We start from the raw sequence: 17,977 nt of genomic DNA, 5'->3' as shown, positions 1-17,977 counted from the left end.
GCGATCAGTAGCCTCAGCTCGAACACCGGATCGCCTACGCCACGGAGAGATAGATGGAGCGTCCCGCCTGGGCCCCACGGAGCATCGACATCTCGGTGCCTAGCGTCTCGCGCATCTACGACTTCTACCTGGGCGGTTCGCACAACTTCGAGGTCGACCGGGAAGCGGCCCGCAAGGCCATGGAGTTCATGCCGGGACTCCCCAAGATCATGCAGGCGAACCGGGCGTTCATGCGCCGCGCGGTGCGCTTCGCCGCCGCCGAGGGCATCACCCAGTTCCTGGACATCGGTTCGGGCATCCCGACCTTCGGCAACGTCCATGAGGTGGCCCAATCAGCCGCCCCCGGCGCCCGCGTCGTCTACGTCGACCACGACCCGGTGGCGGTCGCGCACAGCGAGGCCGTCCTCGCCGGCAACGCGGACGCGGGCGTCGTCGCCGCGGACCTCCGCAAGCCCCAGGAGATCCTGGAGAGCGCCGAAGTACGGCAACTGATCGACCTGAACCGGCCGGTGGCCCTGCTTCTCGTTGCCATACTGCACTTCGTGGAAGACGAGGACGACCCGTACGGTGCGGTGGCCCAGCTGCGCGACGCGCTCGCGCCCGGCAGCCTGCTGCTGCTCACGCATGCCTCGTACGAGGGAATCCCGCTGCCACCGGAGCGGGCAGGAGGCGCGGTGGACGTGTACAAGGACATCCGCAACCCGCTGATCATGCGCTCGCGCGACGAGATCGCGCGGTTCTTCGAGGGGTACGACATGGTGGAACCGGGACTGGTGCCGATGCCGCGGTGGCGGCCGGAGTCGGAGACCTGGGACCCCGACGACGAGGATCCCTGGGCTTTCTCCGGGTTCGCCGGCGTGGGGCGTACCGCGTGATCGGCGAGCCGGACGGGCCGGAGGACAGACTGCGCCGGTTCGCCACGATCTGGAGCCGGGCCGTGTTCCCGGTGACCACGACGTCCTCGACCCGGCCCGAGTTCGAGGAGCAACTCCTGCCGCTGGCCCGCCGGTTGAGCGAGGCGCTGCGGGCGAGGACCTTCGACGCGGACGAGGGGCGGGCGGTCGGCGCCGCGCTCGTCACGGTGCACTGCACCGACCCGGAGGCGCTCAGCCGGTCGCTGGACTGCGTGGACGCCTATCTGGTGCTCTACTGCGGCGGCGACGGCGACCAGGAGGACCTGCGGGTGCGCGCCTCACGGCTCCAGCACGCCATGGCCGCCGGGTTCGCGGGCGCGCTGCGCGAGCGGACGCTGGCCGAGCAGGAGGCCATCTCGGCCGCCGCGCTGAAGGCCCAGGGCGTGGTCGCGCAGGCGCTGCACGCGAGCGAGGCCCGCTTCCGCGCGGTCTTCGAGGGCGCCGCCATAGGGATCGGCATGGCCGACCTCGAAGGCAACATCCTCCAGGTCAACGAGGCGCTGCTGCGGATGTTCGGCATCACCGAGCCGATGATGCGCGGCCGCAACGTCAGGGAGTGGACCCACTCCGAGGACGCCCCGCAGACCTGGACCCTCTACGACGAACTGGTCCGCGGCGAGCGCGAGCACTACCACCTGGAGAAGGCGTTCTCCCGCCCCGACGGAACGGTCCTGTGGACCAACCTGACCGTCTCCCTGCTCCGGGACGCGGACGGCAACCCGCAGTACCAGCTCGCCCTGATGGAGGACACCACCGAGCGGCGGCTGCTCAACCTCCGGCTGCGCTACGAGGCCACGCACGACGCGCTCACCGGTCTGCCCAACCGCACGCTGTTCTTCGAGCGCCTGGAGAAGGTGCTCAGCGTCGGCGGGAGCCAGCGCTTCGGGCTCTGCTATCTCGACCTCGACGGCTTCAAGACCATCAACGACAGCCTCGGCCACGCGGCCGGTGACCGGCTGCTCGTCGAGATCGCCGACCGGCTCCAGTCCTGCGCGACCGCGCCCGGTGAGATGGTCGCCCGTCTGGGCGGTGACGAGTTCGTGGCGCTGACGACCGGGCCCGACACCGAGCGCGAGGTCGACGACCTCGCCGCGCGCATCATGAACGCGCTGCTCGCCCCGGTCCGGATCGAGGGCCGCGAGCTGACCGTGCGCGGCAGCATCGGCATCGTCGAGGGCCCGGCGGCGGAGCGCAGCGCGGCGGAGGTGCTGCGCAGCGCCGACATCACGATGTACCGGGCCAAGTCGGCGGGCGGCAACCGCTTCGAGCTCGCCGACGCCGAGGCGGACGCCCGCGCGATCACCCGGCACGGGCTCACCACGGCCCTCCCGGCGGCCCTGGAGCGCGGCGAGTTCTTCATCGAGTACCAGCCGCTGGTCCACCTCGGCGACGGCAGTGTGCGCGGCGCCGAGGCCCTGGTGCGCTGGCTGCACCCGCAGCACGGCGTCCTGGGCCCGGACCGCTTCATCCCGCTCGCCGAACACACCGGCCTGATCGTCCCGTTGGGGCGCTGGGTGCTGGAGCAGTCGGTGCGGCAGGCCAGGGAGTGGCGAGAACGCCACGCGGACGCCGGGCCGCTCCGCATCAACGTCAACCTCTCGCCCTGCCAGCTCACCCATCCAGGGCTTGTGCAGGACACGGTGGACATCCTGGAGCGCGCGGGCGTCGAGCCGGACGCGCTGTGCCTGGAGGTCACGGAGTCGGCGCTGATCGGCGCGGACGACGACCTCCTGAAGCCGCTGCGCCGCCTCGCCGAGATGGGCGTCGACATCGCCCTGGACGACTTCGGCACCGGCTACTCCAACCTCGCCAACCTGCGCCGCCTCCCGGTGAGCATCCTCAAGCTGGACCGCTCCTTCACCCAGAGCATGCAGCAGTTCCCGGCGGACCCCGTCGACCTCAAGATCGTCGAGGGGATCGTCTCCCTCGCCCACAGCCTGGACCTCGCGGTCACGGTCGAGGGCGTGGAGACGGGCGCACAGGCCGAGCAGCTCCGGATACTGGGCTGCGACACGGCCCAGGGCTGGTACTACGCCCGCCCGGGCCCGCCGGAGCGGCTGCACGAACTGGCACTGGTGGACGCGACCGGCTGAGCCTTCACGGCCGTACGCCCTGATCCGTTTCGGCAGGGCGTACGTCGGCCGCCACCGCCGTCGCGGTGCGGACGAGGGCGGCCGTGACCGTCGAGCGGGACCGCTGGGGCCAGACGATGTGGAGGACCGCCTGCGGCGCGTCCGGGAGCGGCCGGTAGGCGACGCCGGGGCGCGGGTAGCGGGCGGCGACGGAGGCGGGCAGCAGCGGGATCAGGCCGCCCAGCGGGACGAGCGCGAGCAGCTGGGCGAGGTCGTGGCCCAGCTTGCGGGTGTCGTCGAGGTAGCGGTGCAGCTCCCCGGCGCTCAGGCCCAGGTCGGCGAGCGACAGGTGCTCCCGCGCGGCGAGGGGATGGTCGGCGGCGAGGGCCGCGACGCGCGGTTCGGCGGCCAGGATCTCGGCGTCCAGGCCGGTGCGGTCGTACGGCGCGTAGACCAGGGCGGCGTCGGCCTCGCCCTGCCGCAGGAGCCGTGGCTGCTCCAGCCAGCCGCTCAGCCGGACGACGACCGGGAGGGCGTCCGGCTCGGTCGCGTAGCGGGCCAGGATCGGCTCCAGCAGACCTCCGTCGCCGTCCGCCTTGACGGCCAGCACCAGCTTGGGATCGGTGGCGGCCGCGCGCTGGGCCCGTCGGCCCGCCGCCTGGAGCGCGTCCAGGGCGCCCCGGGCCTCGTCGAGGAGGACACGCCCCGCCGGGGTCAACCGCACGCTGTGGGTGGTCCGTTCGAGCAGCGTGACGCCCAGCTCCCGCTCCAGCTGGCGGATCGCCCGGGACAGCGGGGGCGGAGAGATGGCCAACCGCTCGGCCGCCCGGGCGAAGTTGAGCTCCTCGGCGACGGCGACGAAGTAACGCAGCAGACGGGAATCCATGCGTTCCCCCCGGATCAGGTCGGTATTGCCCTGAGGGTAACAAGCGCGAGCCGATCGGTCCTTCAGTGCGGGCGCCCCGGACGGCAGGCTCGACGACGTCAAGTGATACTGCATCGCTGGGAGTTGTTGTTCATGATCGTCATCACCACCCCGACCGGACAGATCGGCCGGCAGGTGCTGGAGCACCTGGTCGACCGCGCGGAAGGCGTCCGGGTGATCGTCCGCGACCCGGCCCGCCTGCCCGCGCGGGTGCGTGAACGGGCCGAGGTCGTCGTGGGGTCGCACGCCGACCCCGTGGTCCTCAAGGAGGCCTGTCAGGGCGCCGACCGGGTGTTCTGGCTGGTGCCCCCGACGTCGCGCGTCGAGAGCGTCGAGGGTCACTTCCGTGCCTTCACCGAGCCGTTGTGCCGGCTGATCGAGGAGCGGGGCGTCGAGCGGGTCGTCGCCGTGTCCACCCTGGGCCGGGGGGTCGCGCGGAACGCCGGTCAGATATCCGCCTCGCTCGCCATGGACGAGGCCATCGCCGCCACGGGCGTGCCCTACCGGGCGCTGTGCCCGCCGTCCCTGATGGAGAACATGCTGCGCCAGACCGCGTCCCTCCGCGACGAGGGCGTATGGCGTGAGGCGTTCGCCGAGAACCGCGTGATGCGCACCTGTGCCACCCGCGACATCGCCGCCGAGGCCGCCCGGCTGCTGCTCGACGGCTCCTGGACCGGACAGGAGGACGTCCCGATGGTCGGTCCCGACGACCTCACCCCCGAGGGCATGGCGGGCGTCGTCTCCGAGGTGCTGGACCGGCCCGTGCGGGTCCAGCGGATCAGCAGCGCCGAGCAACGGGCGACGCTGCTCCGGTTCGGGGCCTCCGAGGCCTGGGCGCAAGGTCTGTCCGACATGGTGGACGCGCTGAACGACCAGGGCTTCTACGGGTCCGACGCGCCCAGCACCCCCGAGTGCGCCCCCACCGGGTTCCGGCAGTGGTGCGAGGAGGTGCTCAAGCCGGCCGTCCTGGCCTGATGTCGAGGGCTCTCACCGGGCTCACCGCTCCAACAGCATCCGCTGCAACTCCCTGGCCGCCCGCGGCGGAGCCACGTCGCTGCGGTGCGCCAGGGCGATGGTGCGGTACAGGCCCGGCCGGGCCAGCGGGGTGACCCGCAGCCCGCGCCCGGACCGGGCCGCCACCATCCGGGGCACGACGGCCACGCCCAGGCCCGCCCGGACGAACCCCAGCACCGCGTCCATCTCGCCGCCCTCCACCGCGAAGGCCGGCTCGAAGCCCTCGGCACGGCAGGCCGCCACGGTCAGTTCCCGCAGGTCGTAGCCGTGCCGGAACATCACCAGACGCTCCCCCTCCAGGTCGGCGATGCGTACGGTCCGCCGTCCGGCGCCGGGCTTCGGGGCCTCCGGTGACGAGACGACCACCAGGTCCTCCCGCAGCAGCTCCACCGTCGTGAGCGCCGGGGACGGGGTCGGCAGCGGGAGGACGACCAGGGCGAGGTCGAGGGCGCCGCGGGCCAGCTCCCGTACGAGGTCGTGGGAGCCGCCCTCCTCGATCATCAGGCGGATGCCGGGGTAGCGGTCGTGGAAGGCGCGCAGTACGTCCGGGAGCAGCCCCGTGCACAGACTCGGGGTCGCGCCCAGCCTGACCCGGCCGCTGCGCAGCTGCACCAGCTCCTGCACCTCGTGCCGGGCCGTGTCCGCGTCGGCGAGGATCCGCCGGGCCAGCGGCAGCAGCGCCTCGCCCGCGTCGGTGAGGGTGATGTTGCCCCGGGCCCGCAGGAACAGATCCGCTCCGAGCTCGCGCTCCAGCGCCTTGATCTGCTGGGACAGCGACGGCTGGGCGACATGGACGAGGTCGGCGGCCCGGGTGAAGTGCCGGGTCTCGGCGACCGCCACGAAGTACTGGAGCTGCGTGAACTGCATCCTCGTACGATAGTCGGAGCCTATCGAAACGAGCCGGACCATGTCTTGGACCGATGGGGCCGGACGGCCCTAGCGTTCATGAACATGGCTCTGGCAACGCGGACGGACCGACGACCGTCCATGGCACGCACGGTGTGGGACAGCTCCGTCGGCAAGAAGACCGTCATGGCGGTCAGCGGGCTGATCATGCTGCTGTACCTGGTCGTCCATATGATCGGCAACCTGAAGATCTTCTTCGGGGCGGGGGAGTTCAACCACTACGCGCACTGGCTGCGCACGGTGGGCGAGCCCTTCATGCACTACGAGTGGACGCTGTGGCTCATCCGCGTGGTGCTGGTCGTCGCGGTCGTCGCCCACGCCACCTCCGCGTACCAGCTCAGCCGCCGCGACATCAAGGCGCGCCCGACCAAGTACGTGCACAGGAAGCCCCGGGCGAGCTACGCCACGCGCACCATGCGCTGGGGCGGCGTCATCCTCGGCCTGTTCATCGTCTGGCACATCCTCGACCTGACGACCGGCACCGTGCACTCCGGCGGCTTCCAGGAGGGCCACCCGTACCAGAACGTCGTGGACACCTTCTCCACCTGGTACGGCAACGTCATCTACATCGTCGCGATGCTCGCCCTCGGCCTGCACATCCGCCATGGCTTCTGGAGCGCCGCCCAGACCCTCGGCGCCGGCAGCCGCAGCCGCGACCGCGCCCTGAAGGCCACGGCCAACGTCCTCGCACTGCTGCTCACGGCCGGGTTCATCGCCGTACCCGTGGGCGTCATGACCGGAGTGGTGAGCTGAAGATGACCTCTTACGTGGATTACGCGACCGGCGAGCCCGTCGAAGACGGCAAGACGCCCTCGGGGCCGGTCAACGAGCGCTGGGACACCCGCCGTTTCGAGGCCAAGCTGGTCAACCCCGCCAACCGCCGCAAACACACGGTGATCGTGGTGGGCACGGGGCTGGCCGGCGGCTCCGCGGGCGCCACCCTCGCCGAACAGGGCTACCACGTCGTCCAGTTCTGCTACCAGGACTCCCCGCGCCGCGCCCACTCGATCGCCGCGCAGGGCGGTATCAACGCGGCGAAGAACTACCGCAACGACGGCGACTCCATCCACCGGCTGTTCTACGACACCGTCAAGGGCGGCGACTTCCGGGCGCGCGAGTCCAACGTCCACCGGCTCGCGCAGATCTCCGTCGAGATCATCGACCAGTGTGTGGCGCAGGGCGTGCCGTTCGCGCGGGAGTACGGCGGGCTGCTCGACACGCGGTCCTTCGGCGGCGTACAGGTGTCGCGGACCTTCTACGCCCGGGGGCAGACGGGGCAGCAGCTGCTGCTGGGGGCGTATCAGGCGCTGTCGCGGCAGATCGCCGCGGGGAACATCGAGATGCATCCGCGGACCGAGATGCTGGACCTGATCGTCGTGGACGGGCGGGCCCGGGGGATCGTCGCGCGGGACCTCATCACCGGGAAGATCGACACCTACTTCGCTGACGCCGTCGTACTCGCGAGCGGCGGTTACGGCAACGTCTTCTACCTGTCGACGAACGCCATGAACTCCAACGCCACCGCCGTGTGGCGGGCGCACCGGCGCGGCGCGTACTTCGCCAACCCGTGCTTCACACAGATCCACCCGACGTGCATCCCGCGCACCGGCGATCATCAGTCCAAGCTGACGCTGATGAGCGAGTCGCTGCGCAACGACGGCCGGATCTGGGTGCCGAAGGCCAAGGGCGACGAGCGTCCGGCGAACAAGATCCCCGAGGACGAGCGCGACTACTACCTGGAGCGCATCTACCCGTCCTTCGGCAACCTCGTGCCGCGTGACATCGCCTCGCGTGCCGCGAAGAACGTGTGCGACGAGGGGCGCGGGGTCGGGCCCGGCGGGCAGGGCGTCTATCTCGACTTCGCCGACGCGATCAAGCGGATGGGGCGCAAAGCCGTCGAGGCCAAGTACGGCAACCTCTTCGACATGTACCAGCGGATCACCGACGAGGATCCGTACAAGGTGCCGATGCGGATCTATCCGGCCGTGCACTACACGATGGGAGGGCTGTGGGTCGACTACGACCTTCAGACGACCGTCCCCGGTCTGTTCGCGATCGGTGAGGCCAACTTCTCGGACCACGGGGCCAACCGGCTCGGTGCCTCCGCGCTGATGCAGGGTCTGGCGGACGGGTACTTCGTCCTTCCGGCGACCATCAACGACTATCTCGCCCGCAACCCGCACCAGAGCGCGGTGACCGACGAACACCCCGTCGTGCAGGAGGTGTTGGCGGAGACGGAGGACCGACTCAACCTGCTCCTCTCCGTCGACGGTGACCGTACGCCGGACTCCTTCCACCGTGAAGTCGGCGAGCTGATGTGGGAGTTCTGCGGCATGGCCCGCACCGACGCCGGGCTGCGCAAGGCGCTGGAGCGGATCCCGCAGATCCGCGAGGAGTTCTGGCGGCGCATCAAGGTGCCCGGTACCGGCGAGGAGTTCAACCAGTCGCTGGAGAAGGCGAATCGCGTCGTCGACTACCTGGAGCTCGCCGAGCTGATGTGCCTCGACGCGCTGCACCGCGCCGAGTCCTGCGGCGGGCACTTCCGCGAGGAGTCCCAGACCCCGGACGGCGAAGCGGCCCGCCGGGACGAGGAGTTCGCCTATGCGGCCGCCTGGGAGTTCGCCGGCACCGGTGACGCGCCCGTCCTGCACAAGGAAGACCTGGTCTTCGAGTACGTCCACCCCACCCAGCGGAGCTACGCATGAAGCTCAAGTTGCGCGTCTGGCGGCAGAAGAACGCCGACGCCGAAGGCGCCATGTCCACGTACGAGGTGGACGGCATCTCCTCCGACATGTCCTTCCTGGAGATGCTCGACACGCTCAACGAGGAGCTCATCCTGCGGGGTGAGGACCCCGTCGCCTTCGACCACGACTGCCGGGAGGGGATCTGCGGGGCGTGCTCGCTCGTCATCAACGGCGACGCGCACGGGCCGGAGCGGACGACCACGTGTCAGCTGCACATGCGGTCCTTCAAGGACGGCGACACGATCGACGTCGAACCCTGGCGGGCGTCGGCGTTTCCGGTGATCAAGGACCTGGTCGTGGACCGGTCCGCGTTCGACCGGATCATCCAGGCCGGGGGGTACATCACCGCGCCGACCGGTGCGGCGCCGGAGGCGCATGCGACGCCGGTGCCCAAGCCGGACGCCGACTTCGCGTTCGAGCACGCGGAGTGCATCGGGTGCGGGGCGTGTGTGGCCGCCTGTCCCAACGGGGCGGCGATGCTGTTCACCTCCGCCAAGGTCAACCACCTGAATGTGCTGCCGCAGGGGGCGCCTGAGCGGGAGACGCGGGTGCTGGACATGGTGGCGCAGATGGATGAAGAGGGGTTCGGGGGCTGCACGTTGGCGGGGGAGTGCGCGACTGCTTGTCCGAAGGGGATTCCGCTGGTGTCCATCACCGGGATGAACAAGGAGTGGCTGCGGGCCACGCGGAAGGCTGCCAAGCGGTAGCGCCGTAGAGGGATTGTCCGTCGGCGGCCGCGGGCAGTCGGTGGCTGGTCGCGCAGTTCCCCGCGCCCCTGTCGGGGCGCTTCAGTAGACGTTCGCTGATCAGTGCGGACGGGCGGGGTCGGGGGTGGTGCTCCCCGGCCCCGTCTCGCGTGTGTGGGCAAGTCGTCCTGACTCGGCCCCGGCGTTCAACAAGCCCACATCCCGGCTCCCGCCCCCGGTCACGCACCGGCCAGACGGCATCGGAAGAACAGGTACGCGCAGGCCCTACCCGACCGGCCTGTTCTTCCGCTCAGGCCGAACCGGCCCGTGACCTGGAGTGCGCCATGACCGTCGTATCCGCTCTGGACTCCCCGCCCCGCTCCGCCGCTCCGACCCGCTACACCGTCACCCTCGCCCGCGACGAGGCCGACGTGCGTGCCGCTCAGCGGCTGCGGCACGACGTGTTCGCCGGTGAGATGGGCGCCCTGCTGACCTCCCCGCAGCCGGGCCACGACATCGACCCCTTCGACGCCTACTGCGACCACCTCCTCGTCACCGACACGCTCACCGGACAGGTCGTGGGGACGTACCGGCTGCTGCCGCCGGAGCGTGCCGCGGTCGCCGGGCGGCTGTACTCGGAGAGCGAGTTCGATCTGGGCCGGATCGACGCGCTGCGGCCCGGGCTCGTCGAGGTCGGGCGGTCGTGTGTGCACCCCGACCACCGGGACGGGGCCGTCATCGGGCTGATCTGGGCCGGGATCGCCCGCTACATGGTCGACCGCGGCCACGAGTGGCTGGCAGGCTGCTGCTCGATCCCCCTCGCCGACGGCGGCGCGTTCGCGTCCGCGACCTGGGACCGGGTGCGGGACAAGTACCTGGCCCCGGAGGAGTACCGGGTACGACCGCTGCTGCCCTGGGTCCCGGGCCAGGCCCCCGCCGGCCGCAGCGAACTCCCCGCCCTGCTGCGCGGCTATCTCCGGCTCGGTGCCTGGGTGTGCGGGGAGCCCGCGCACGACCCGGACTTCGGGGTCGCCGACCTGTACGTGCTGCTGTCGATGCGCCGGGTCAACCCGCGCTATCTGCGGCACTTCCTCTCCCTCGTACCGGCCTGATGAGCGTCTGGCTGCCCAGCGCGCCCTGCACCCCGGGGGCGTGTGTGGAGCCGACGGGGCCGGGCACGGCCGTACCGCGTGCCGTGCTGCGGCTGGCGGCGGTCCTGACCCTGGTGCTGGGCGGGGTCGTGCTGTCGCCGCTCGGCGGGCTGATCCCCGCCGGGCCGGTGAGGCGGTGGTGCCGGTGGATCGTACGGGCCGCAGGGGTCCAGGTCCGTATCACCGGCGCCGCCGCGCCCACCGGCGGACTGCTGCTCGTCGCCAACCACATCTCCTGGCTGGACATCCCGCTGCTGGCCGCCGTGCGCCCGGCGCGGATGCTGGCCAAGCGGGAGATCCGGCAGTGGCCGGTGGCGGGCGCGGCGGCCTCCCGGGGCGCCCTGTTCATCGACCGCGACCGGCTGCGCGCCCTCCCCGACACGGTGGCCCGGATCACCCGGGCCCTGCGCGCCGGGCAGGCCGTCGCGGTCTTCCCCGAGGGCAGCACCTGGTGCGGCCGCGCCCAGGGCACCTTCCGGCGGGCCGTCTTCCAGGCCGCCCTGGACGCCCGGGTCCCCGTCCAGCCCGTGCGCCTGCGCTACCGCCTGGCGGGCGGCGCGGACAGCACCGCGCCCGCCTTCGTCGGCGAGGACACCCTCCTCGCCTCGGTGTGGCGGGTGGTGTCGGCACGGGGGCTGGTCGCCGAGGTGGAGGTGCTGGACGTCATCCCGGCGGGCCGCCACCCCGACCGGCGCTCACTCGCCCGGGCCGCCCAGCCGACGGTCTCGCCCCAACCGGGCTGGATCCACTCGGCGCTGGTCGCCCAGACGAATGTGATGGCCGCATCAGATGACGTGCTGGCGGCGTCAGATGATGTGATGGCGGCGTGAGCCGCGCCACAGAAGAGACCAACCGCCGGATGCTGCGGGCCCGGGACGCCATGGACCGGGCCTACGACCAGCCGCTGGACGTTCCGGCCCTGGCCCGGATCGCCCATGTGTCCCCGGCCCACTTCACCCGCACCTTCCGCGCCACGTTCGGCGAGACACCGCACCGCTATCTCCAGCGCCGCCGCGTCGAGCGGGCGATGTTCCTCCTGCGCGAGACCGACCGCAGCGTGACCGACATCTGCTTCGCGGTCGGCTTCGGCAGCCCGGGCACCTTCAGCCGCACCTTCCACGACATCGTCGGCCGCTCGCCGCGCGACTACCGCAAGAAGGCCGAACCGGTGGCCGTACCGACCTGTTTCACCAAGGCGTGGACGCGGCCGAGCGCTCCTGCGGACTGAGCAGTTTTGGATAAGTTTCCGTCCGTCACGCTCGCTAGCGTGGGGGGCATGTTCACAGGGATCACACACTCACAGATCTACGTCCTCGACCAGGACGAGGCCCTCGACTTCTACGTCGGCAAGCTCGGCCTGGAGGTCCACACCGACGCCGACCTCGGCTTCATGCGCTGGCTCACCGTCAACGTCCCCGGCCACCCGGACCGGCAGATCCTGCTGGAGCGGCCGGGTCAACCCGCGCTGTCCGAGGAGACGGCGGCCCAGGTCCGCGAACTCCTCACCAAGGGGGCCGTGGGCGGCCATCTCATCTTCAGCACCGACGACTGCCGCAAGACCTGCGAGACGCTGCGCGGCCGGGGCGTCGAGATCACCGACGAGCCCACCGAGCGGCCGTACGGCATCGACTGCGGCGTCCGCGACCCGTTCGGCAACAGCATCCGCTTCACACAGCCGAACGAGTAGAGCGCGGGGGTCGAGCCCGGAGGCCCCGACCCGGGATCAGCGGACGTGCGCGGCGAGATACTCCGCCGTCGCGCTGCCCGCCGCTCGGGCCACCTCCGCCGGCGGCCCCGCCGCCACGATCCGCCCGCCCGCGTCCCCGCCGCCCGGGCCGAGGTCGATCACCCAGTCCGCGCCCGCCACGACGGACATGTCGTGCTCGACGACGATCACCGTGTGTCCGGCGTCGACGAGGCCGTGCAACTGGCGCATGAGGACCTCGACGTCGGCGGGGTGCAGACCGGTGGTCGGCTCGTCGAGGAGGTAGAGGGTGTGGCCGCGGCGGCCGCGCTGCAACTCGCCGGCCAGCTTGATGCGTTGGGCCTCGCCGCCGGAGAGTTCGGTGGCGGGCTGCCCGAGGCGCAGATAGCCGAGGCCCACGTCGAGGAGGGTGCCGAGGGCGCGAGCGACGGCCGGGGTGGCGGCGAAGAACTCCGCCGCGCTCTCCACCGTCAGATCCAGCACCTGCGCGATGTTCCGTCCCCGGTACGTCACTTCGAGGGTGGCGGGGTTGTAGCGGGCCCCGCCGCAGTCCGGGCAGGGCGCGTAGGTGCTGGGCAGGAACAGCAGCTCGACGCTGACGAACCCCTCGCCCTGACAGGTCTCGCAGCGCCCGCCCGCGACATTGAAGGAGAACCGGCCGACACCGAAGTCGCGTTCCCGCGCCGCCTCCGTGGCCGCGAACTCCTTGCGCACGACGTCGAAGAGGCCCGTGTAGGTCGCCAGGTTGGAGCGCGGGGTGCGTCCGATCGGCTTCTGGTCGACCGAGACCAGCCGGCCCACGCCCGCCGACTCCTCGGTGATCTCCCCGATGAGGGTGGACTTCCCGGAACCCGACACGCCCGTCACGGCCGTGAGGACGCCCAGCGGGAACTCGGCGGTCACTCCGCGCAGGTTGTGCCGGGTGACGGGGCCGATCTTCAACTGGCCGCCGGGCGCCCGTACTTCGCGTACGGGAGCGGGGGAGCGGTCGAAGAGGAAGCGAGCCGTCGCCGACTCCTCGACCGCGGCCAGCTCCGCCACCGGCCCGCTGTGCAGCACCTCGCCGCCGTGCTCCCCGGCCCGCGGGCCCACGTCGACCAGCCAGTCCGCGCCCCGCACCACATCGAGATGGTGCTCCACCACGAACACCGAGTTGCCCGCCGCCTTCAGCCGCTCCAGGACCGTCAGCAGCGCCTCGGTGTCCGCCGGGTGCAGTCCGGCGGACGGCTCGTCGAGGACGTACACCACGCCGAACAGCCCGGAGCGCAGCTGGGTCGCGAGGCGCAGCCGCTGGAGCTCACCGGCGGAGAGGGTGGGGGTGGCGCGGTCGAGGCTGAGGTAGCCGAGGCCGAGTTCGAGGACGGGGGCGATACGGGACCTGAGGTCGTCGGTGAGGACGCGGCTGGTCTCGTCGTCGGCCGTCAGATGGCCCATGAGGTCGGCCAGCGGCAGCCCGGCCAGCTCGGCGATCGTCCGGCCCGCGAACGTCACCGCCAGCGCCTCGGGCCGCAGCCTGCCGCCCCCGCACACCGGGCAGGGCGCACTGCTCAGAAACCGCTCCGCCTTCGCCCGCAGCGTCGGGCTCTTGGAGTCGGAGAAGGTCTTCATCACATACCGGCGGGCGCTCATGTACGTGCCCTGGTAGGGCCGTTGGATGCGATCGGCGTCCCGCACCGGGTGCACGGTGACCACCGGCTGCTCGTCGGTGAACAGGATCCACTCCCGCTCCTCGGCGGGCAGTTCGCGCCAGGGCCGGTCCACGTCGTACCCGAGCGTGTCGAGGATGTCCCGCAGGTTCTTCCCCTGCCAGGCCCCGGGCCACGCGGCGATCGCGCCCTCCCGGACCGACAGCGACGGGTCCGGGACCAGCGACTCCTCGGTCGTACGGTGCACCCGCCCGAGCCCGTGACACTCCGGGCACGCCCCGGCCGCCGTATTGGGCGAGAACGCGTCCGACTCGAGCCGTTCGGCGCCCGGCGGATAGTCACCGGCGCGGGAGAACAGCATCCGCAGCGAGTTGGAGAGGTTGGTGACCGTGCCGACGGAGGAGCGGGACGTCGGCGCGGACCGCCGCTGCTGGAGCGAGACGGCGGGCGGCAGGCCGGTGATCTCCCCGACCTTCGGCGCCCCGACCTGATGGATCAGCCTGCGGGCGTACGGCGCGACGGACTCGAAGTACCGCCGCTGCGCCTCCGCATAGATCGTCCCGAACGCCAGCGACGACTTCCCCGACCCGGACACCCCCGTGAACACCGCCAGCACATCCCGCGGGATGTCGACGTCCACACCCTTGAGGTTGTGCTCTCGGGCGGCGCGGACACGGACATACGGGTCGTGGGTGGTGTGCATGAGGGGGAGCTCCACCTTCCTGAGTATTTTCATATCGACTGAAATTGACGCTGTGAAGATCGCGCTCGGCCGGGATCCTATGGGTCCGGTACCGGGAAGCGTCGCAGAGGACCGCCTGTGCAGTTCATGGCGCCCTCTCGGGGGAGGACGTCGGGGTGGGGACTTCCACACAGGAACGCCGAGAACGCTACTTTCAGGCCATCTCGGTTCACTCGGATGCGACACCGGCCACGACACCCGACCAGCCCAAGGCAGGACCGGCCCGGAGGAGGGGCAGGGGCAGGGGAGAACGTAACCCGCCCACGGAAGCGACCAGACGACTCTGCGCGGCCGCGCACGCCCGCCCGGATCGGCTGGAGCCGGTCACCAGGGTATGGCGGCACCTGAATACTCATGGCTGGGGCCTGGACTCGGTGCGCGCGCTCATGGCCGACGAACGTCCGCGGCGGGGCAGACCGGCGACGTGTCCGCCCTTGGGTGAGCCACTCGCCCGCTGGGCGATCGGAAAGGTACTCCTGTCGCGCCTGCGCGTGGTGCCTTCCTACGGCTTCGACCTCGCTCCCGTCCTGGCCCATTGCCTCGCGGCTCGCAGGCAGTGGCGCGTGCGCCGTACCGTGCTGGCGCTCGGCCTGGGCTGGATCGCGTACCGCTTCCCGTTGGGCGTGGCGCTGTGGACGTTCACTGTCGTGCTCGCGTTGCTGGTCACCCGGCCTCCGCGGCGCACACTGTGGCGCTCGCGACGCCGCTGGCTGAGCCGGGCCTGGGGCGGTGTACTCGTACTGGTGCTGCTCCCGCTGCTGGTCATGACGCTCCCGCCCACCACCCCTGCGGGAGTGGAGACCCTGGGCGCTCTGGTGTACGCCACGCTGGCCTACCTGGGCGTGCGGACCGTGGACCGGTTCGTCGCGCTCGTCTACGCGCTGCTCTGTGACCGGGGCGGTCGCAGCCCGTGGACGGGACCACGACTGCGCGGCCGGATCGCCGCCGTGGAGCGCGCACAGCACGGCGACGCCCTCCCGTACGAACTCCAGGCGGGGTACTGGCGGTTCATCGGAGCCGGTAACGCCCTGTGGCGCCGGTCCACGATCAGTATCAAGATCCAGGGCGAGAAGGACGACGAGGACGACGACGTCCGCAAGGACTTCGTTCCTTTCAGTCCCGACGAGTTGCTCACGGCCGTGAGCGAGGACCTGGAGGATCTCCGGATCGCCGTGCACCCGTTCCAGCCACTGCCGTGCGAGGTTCGCTACGTCCGTGGCGGCCCTTCCCGGCGCTGGGCTCGCCTGCCGAAGAGGTCCGTCGGGGACGAGGCCGGCGAGGATGCCGTGTGGGGGCGGGCTCCGGACGAGAAAGGCTCGGGGATCGTCGTCCGCCGGTACCTGTCCGCGCAGGTCCGCACCTGGTCCGGCCAGCTGGTCATCACCGTGCTGGCATCGGCGGTGATCGAGGGTCAGGAACTGCACTTCGTCATACGCCCGCATGTCCTGCCACCCCTCTTCGACGAGGTCGACGAGTCCGGGGACCCCGAAGTCCTGTGGAGGTTCGCCACATTTGCGCAGGTCCCGGTTCAGGCTGTGTGCGATCTCGTGGCTCTCGGGTACGGGTGGTGGCGCTTCCTGAAGTGGTGGGCGCGGGAGAACGAGGCGACGGTGGCGGGCGAGGAGCTGGCCCAGGTGCCGAGGCGGCCGCTGCCGGTGAGCCTGCGAGAGCGGTACTCGCCCGTCTATACGGACGACATGCATGTGTCCGAGGACGCGATACGGCATGTGGCGATCGTCCAGCAGTCCATGTTCTCCACGGTCGAGGAGTTCCTCGAACTCCAGGGAGTCGACGTCACGGACTTCAGACGTCAGGTGCAGAAGATCATGACGATCATCCACGCCGGCGACAACAACATCATCCAGGCGGTCACCGCGGGACGGGATGTCCACGACGTACAGCAGAAGGCGGACTCCGCGCAGGACCGGCAGTCGGGTCGGCAATCGGATGACGACGAGGACGAGAGCGACAAGGCGACGGAGAAGGGTGACGAGAAATGAACCGATTTCGGCGCGAGGGCGGTTGGCGCAGCAGGGCGGGCCGGCGGCAGGTCTCGTCGAACACGACGGCGGGCGACAACAGCAACGTCCAGTCGGTGACGGCAGGCAGGGACGCCAGTCGGATCAGCCAATCGGTGACGCAGTCTTCGGGTGGCGATCGGGCGATGGCTGAACTCCGCGCCAGTCTCAGGGAGTTCCGGGACGCTCTGTACCGGCTCGACGCCGGCGAGGACCGGGATGCCGGCCTGCGCGCGGCCGACCGCATCGAGCGGGCGCTCGGTGACCCTGAGGGTGGGCGCGACACCATCGAGAGCGCGGCCGACACGATCGGTGTGATGGGCCGGACCGTGGCGGCGCTGGCTGGCGCGGCGACCGCCGTGCAGCAGGCCGTGGCGGCACTGTTCTGACGCCCGGCCCGGCGCACCCTACGCGGAAGGGGGAATCCCTGCCCCGCCCACGATCCGGGCCAGCCGCCGGTAGGAGTCCAGCAGCGCGTCGCGGTCGTACGAGCTGGTCGTGATCAGCAGCTCCTGTGCGCCCGTCTCCTTCAGCACCGTCTCCAGCTCGTGGGCGACCTGCTCCTCGGTGCCCGCGATGTGGCCGGTGAGGCCGGACTCGTAGAAGCCGCGTTCCTTGGCGGTCATGGTGAGGCCCTCGACGCGCTCGGCGGGCGGCAGCGGGGGGAAGGTGCCGTGGGTGCGGGAGTACGCCATCGACCAGGCCTCCGGGATCAGCAGCCGCCGGGCCTCCTCCGGGGTGGCGGCGACCGCGACCGTGCCGGAGATGACGACGTAGGGTTCCGCGGCCCAGGGGGAGGGGCGGAAGAGGGCGCGGTACCGGTCGATGCCGCGTTGCATCTTCTCGCGGTCGCGGAGGTCGCCGATGACCATGGGCAGGCCCGCGCGGGCCGCGATCGTGGCGCCCTCGCCCATCGCGAGGACGAACGGCGGCACCGTCAGGCCCTCCGCCGGGCGGGCGTGCACACCGGTCGGGTCGGTGCCGCGGAACCAGCCGAGCAGCTCGTCGAGCTGGCCGGCGAAGTCGTCGGCGTCGTCCTTGCCGCGTCCCAGGGCCCTGCGCACACCGTCGGTGAAGCCCACCGAGCGGCCGAGCCCCATGTCGATCCGGCCCGGGAACAGGGACTCCAGGACGCCGAACTGCTCGGCCACCACCAGCGGCCGGTGGTTGGGCAGCATCACGCCACCCGTCCCGACCCGGATCGTCCGGGTCGCCCCGGCCACCGCGGCGGCCAGCACGGTCGGCGCGGAACCGGCCACACCGGGGACGCCGTGATGCTCCGAGACCCAGAACCGGTGGTACCCGAGCTCCTCCACCTCCCGCGCGAACCGCACGGTGTCGCGCAGCGCCTCGGCGTTCGAGCGGCCCTCACGGGTACGGGAACGGTCGAGGACGGAGAAGCGGACGGCTTCTCCGGCGGGGCGGGTCGTCGTCGGTTCGGTGGTCACCTTCTT

General features: G+C 71.3%; 16 protein-coding genes. 12 read left to right on the top strand and 4 right to left on the bottom strand.

Features of this window, described 5'->3' with window-relative positions:
* Positions 1-53 precede the first annotated feature (53 nt).
* Together ABZ928_RS05920 and ABZ928_RS05915 are read left to right on the top strand one after the other, a co-directional pair.
* Positions 54-875, top strand: coding sequence for an SAM-dependent methyltransferase (locus ABZ928_RS05920; protein ID WP_361515275.1), 822 nt, complete (start codon positions 54-56; stop codon positions 873-875).
* Complete coding sequence (locus ABZ928_RS05915) at positions 872-3,007, top strand: EAL domain-containing protein (protein ID WP_361515274.1); 2,136 nt, start codon at positions 872-874, stop codon at positions 3,005-3,007. The genes ABZ928_RS05920 and ABZ928_RS05915 overlap by 4 nt, the downstream gene beginning before the upstream one ends.
* Before the next feature lie 4 nt (positions 3,008-3,011).
* Here ABZ928_RS05915 and ABZ928_RS05910 read toward each other — a convergent pair whose 3' ends face one another.
* Positions 3,012-3,872, bottom strand: coding sequence for a LysR family transcriptional regulator (locus ABZ928_RS05910; protein WP_361515273.1), 861 nt, complete (start codon positions 3,870-3,872; stop codon positions 3,012-3,014).
* Between the two features lie 132 nt (positions 3,873-4,004).
* Between ABZ928_RS05910 and ABZ928_RS05905 the strand changes: the two genes are divergently transcribed.
* A complete protein-coding gene (locus ABZ928_RS05905) occupies positions 4,005-4,886 on the top strand; it encodes an NAD(P)H-binding protein (RefSeq protein ID WP_361515272.1) in 882 nt (293 codons plus the stop codon).
* A 21-nt stretch (positions 4,887-4,907) separates the two neighbouring features.
* On the opposite strand, the gene ABZ928_RS05900 is transcribed toward ABZ928_RS05905, so the two are convergent.
* On the bottom strand, positions 4,908-5,792 hold the full coding sequence (locus ABZ928_RS05900; RefSeq protein ID WP_361515271.1) for a LysR substrate-binding domain-containing protein: 885 nt from the start codon (positions 5,790-5,792) through the stop codon (positions 4,908-4,910).
* A gap of 120 nt (positions 5,793-5,912) precedes the next feature.
* Between ABZ928_RS05900 and ABZ928_RS05895 the strand changes: the two genes are divergently transcribed.
* The 7 genes from ABZ928_RS05895 to ABZ928_RS05865 all read left to right on the top strand — a co-directional run bounded on the left by ABZ928_RS05895 (position 5,913) and on the right by ABZ928_RS05865 (position 12,099).
* Positions 5,913-6,584: a succinate dehydrogenase gene (locus tag ABZ928_RS05895; RefSeq protein WP_361516131.1), complete on the top strand. Its 672-nt coding sequence runs from the start codon at positions 5,913-5,915 to the stop codon at positions 6,582-6,584.
* 2 nt (positions 6,585-6,586) lie between these two features.
* A complete protein-coding gene (locus ABZ928_RS05890; protein ID WP_361515270.1) occupies positions 6,587-8,536 on the top strand; it encodes a fumarate reductase/succinate dehydrogenase flavoprotein subunit in 1,950 nt (649 codons plus the stop codon).
* Complete coding sequence (locus ABZ928_RS05885) at positions 8,533-9,282, top strand: succinate dehydrogenase/fumarate reductase iron-sulfur subunit (RefSeq protein WP_361515269.1); 750 nt, start codon at positions 8,533-8,535, stop codon at positions 9,280-9,282. Before ABZ928_RS05890 ends, ABZ928_RS05885 begins: the two co-directional genes overlap by 4 nt.
* 323 nt (positions 9,283-9,605) lie before the next feature.
* A complete protein-coding gene (locus ABZ928_RS05880) occupies positions 9,606-10,373 on the top strand; it encodes a GNAT family N-acyltransferase (RefSeq protein WP_361515268.1) in 768 nt (255 codons plus the stop codon).
* Positions 10,373-11,242: a lysophospholipid acyltransferase family protein gene (locus ABZ928_RS05875; protein WP_361515267.1), complete on the top strand. Its 870-nt coding sequence runs from the start codon at positions 10,373-10,375 to the stop codon at positions 11,240-11,242. Before ABZ928_RS05880 ends, ABZ928_RS05875 begins: the two co-directional genes overlap by 1 nt.
* The gene (locus ABZ928_RS05870; RefSeq protein ID WP_361515266.1) at positions 11,239-11,640 is read left to right on the top strand and encodes an AraC family transcriptional regulator; all 402 of its coding nucleotides are present in this window, start codon (positions 11,239-11,241) and stop codon (positions 11,638-11,640) included. The genes ABZ928_RS05875 and ABZ928_RS05870 overlap by 4 nt, the downstream gene beginning before the upstream one ends.
* A gap of 48 nt (positions 11,641-11,688) precedes the next feature.
* Positions 11,689-12,099, top strand: a complete 411-nt coding sequence (locus tag ABZ928_RS05865; protein ID WP_361515265.1) for a VOC family protein — start codon at positions 11,689-11,691, stop codon at positions 12,097-12,099.
* 36 nt (positions 12,100-12,135) lie between these two features.
* Here the strand turns inward: ABZ928_RS05865 and ABZ928_RS05860 are convergent, their stop codons facing one another.
* Positions 12,136-14,466, bottom strand: coding sequence for an excinuclease ABC subunit UvrA (locus tag ABZ928_RS05860; RefSeq protein ID WP_361516129.1), 2,331 nt, complete (start codon positions 14,464-14,466; stop codon positions 12,136-12,138).
* Between the two features lie 473 nt (positions 14,467-14,939).
* On the opposite strand from ABZ928_RS05860, the gene ABZ928_RS05855 reads away from it, so the two are divergent.
* On the top strand, positions 14,940-16,505 hold the full coding sequence (locus tag ABZ928_RS05855; protein ID WP_361515264.1) for a hypothetical protein: 1,566 nt from the start codon (positions 14,940-14,942) through the stop codon (positions 16,503-16,505).
* Entirely contained in the window at positions 16,502-16,912 is a 411-nt protein-coding gene (locus tag ABZ928_RS05850; protein WP_361515263.1) for a hypothetical protein, read from the top strand. The genes ABZ928_RS05855 and ABZ928_RS05850 overlap by 4 nt, the downstream gene beginning before the upstream one ends.
* An 18-nt stretch (positions 16,913-16,930) precedes the next feature.
* Here ABZ928_RS05850 and ABZ928_RS05845 read toward each other — a convergent pair whose 3' ends face one another.
* Complete coding sequence (locus ABZ928_RS05845; protein ID WP_361515262.1) at positions 16,931-17,971, bottom strand: LLM class flavin-dependent oxidoreductase; 1,041 nt, start codon at positions 17,969-17,971, stop codon at positions 16,931-16,933.
* Between the last annotated feature and the right edge of the window lie 6 nt (positions 17,972-17,977).

The sequence above is a fragment of the Streptomyces sp. NPDC046909 genome, from assembly GCF_040644695.1.
In the GTDB taxonomy this organism is placed as follows: Bacteria; Actinomycetota; Actinomycetes; order Streptomycetales; family Streptomycetaceae; genus Streptomyces.
This window is presented reverse-complemented; position numbering and strand designations above follow the sequence as displayed.

Excerpts from the sequence above, each read along its gene's own strand:
- ABZ928_RS05895 (WP_361516131.1), top strand. The coding sequence starts at position 5,913 with ATGGCACGCACGGTGTGGGACAGCTCCGTCGGCAAGAAGACCGTCATG.
- ABZ928_RS05920 (WP_361515275.1), top strand. The coding sequence starts at position 54 with ATGGAGCGTCCCGCCTGGGCCCCACGGAGCATCGACATCTCGGTGCCT.
- ABZ928_RS05905 (WP_361515272.1), top strand. The coding sequence starts at position 4,005 with ATGATCGTCATCACCACCCCGACCGGACAGATCGGCCGGCAGGTGCTG.
- ABZ928_RS05910 (WP_361515273.1), bottom strand. The coding sequence starts at position 3,872 with ATGGATTCCCGTCTGCTGCGTTACTTCGTCGCCGTCGCCGAGGAGCTC.
- ABZ928_RS05880 (WP_361515268.1), top strand. The coding sequence starts at position 9,606 with ATGACCGTCGTATCCGCTCTGGACTCCCCGCCCCGCTCCGCCGCTCCG.
- ABZ928_RS05865 (WP_361515265.1), top strand. The coding sequence starts at position 11,689 with ATGTTCACAGGGATCACACACTCACAGATCTACGTCCTCGACCAGGAC.
- ABZ928_RS05860 (WP_361516129.1), bottom strand. The coding sequence starts at position 14,466 with ATGCACACCACCCACGACCCGTATGTCCGTGTCCGCGCCGCCCGAGAG.
- ABZ928_RS05890 (WP_361515270.1), top strand. The coding sequence starts at position 6,587 with ATGACCTCTTACGTGGATTACGCGACCGGCGAGCCCGTCGAAGACGGC.
- ABZ928_RS05900 (WP_361515271.1), bottom strand. The coding sequence starts at position 5,792 with ATGCAGTTCACGCAGCTCCAGTACTTCGTGGCGGTCGCCGAGACCCGG.
- ABZ928_RS05850 (WP_361515263.1), top strand. The coding sequence starts at position 16,502 with ATGAACCGATTTCGGCGCGAGGGCGGTTGGCGCAGCAGGGCGGGCCGG.
- ABZ928_RS05885 (WP_361515269.1), top strand. The coding sequence starts at position 8,533 with ATGAAGCTCAAGTTGCGCGTCTGGCGGCAGAAGAACGCCGACGCCGAA.
- ABZ928_RS05875 (WP_361515267.1), top strand. The coding sequence starts at position 10,373 with ATGAGCGTCTGGCTGCCCAGCGCGCCCTGCACCCCGGGGGCGTGTGTG.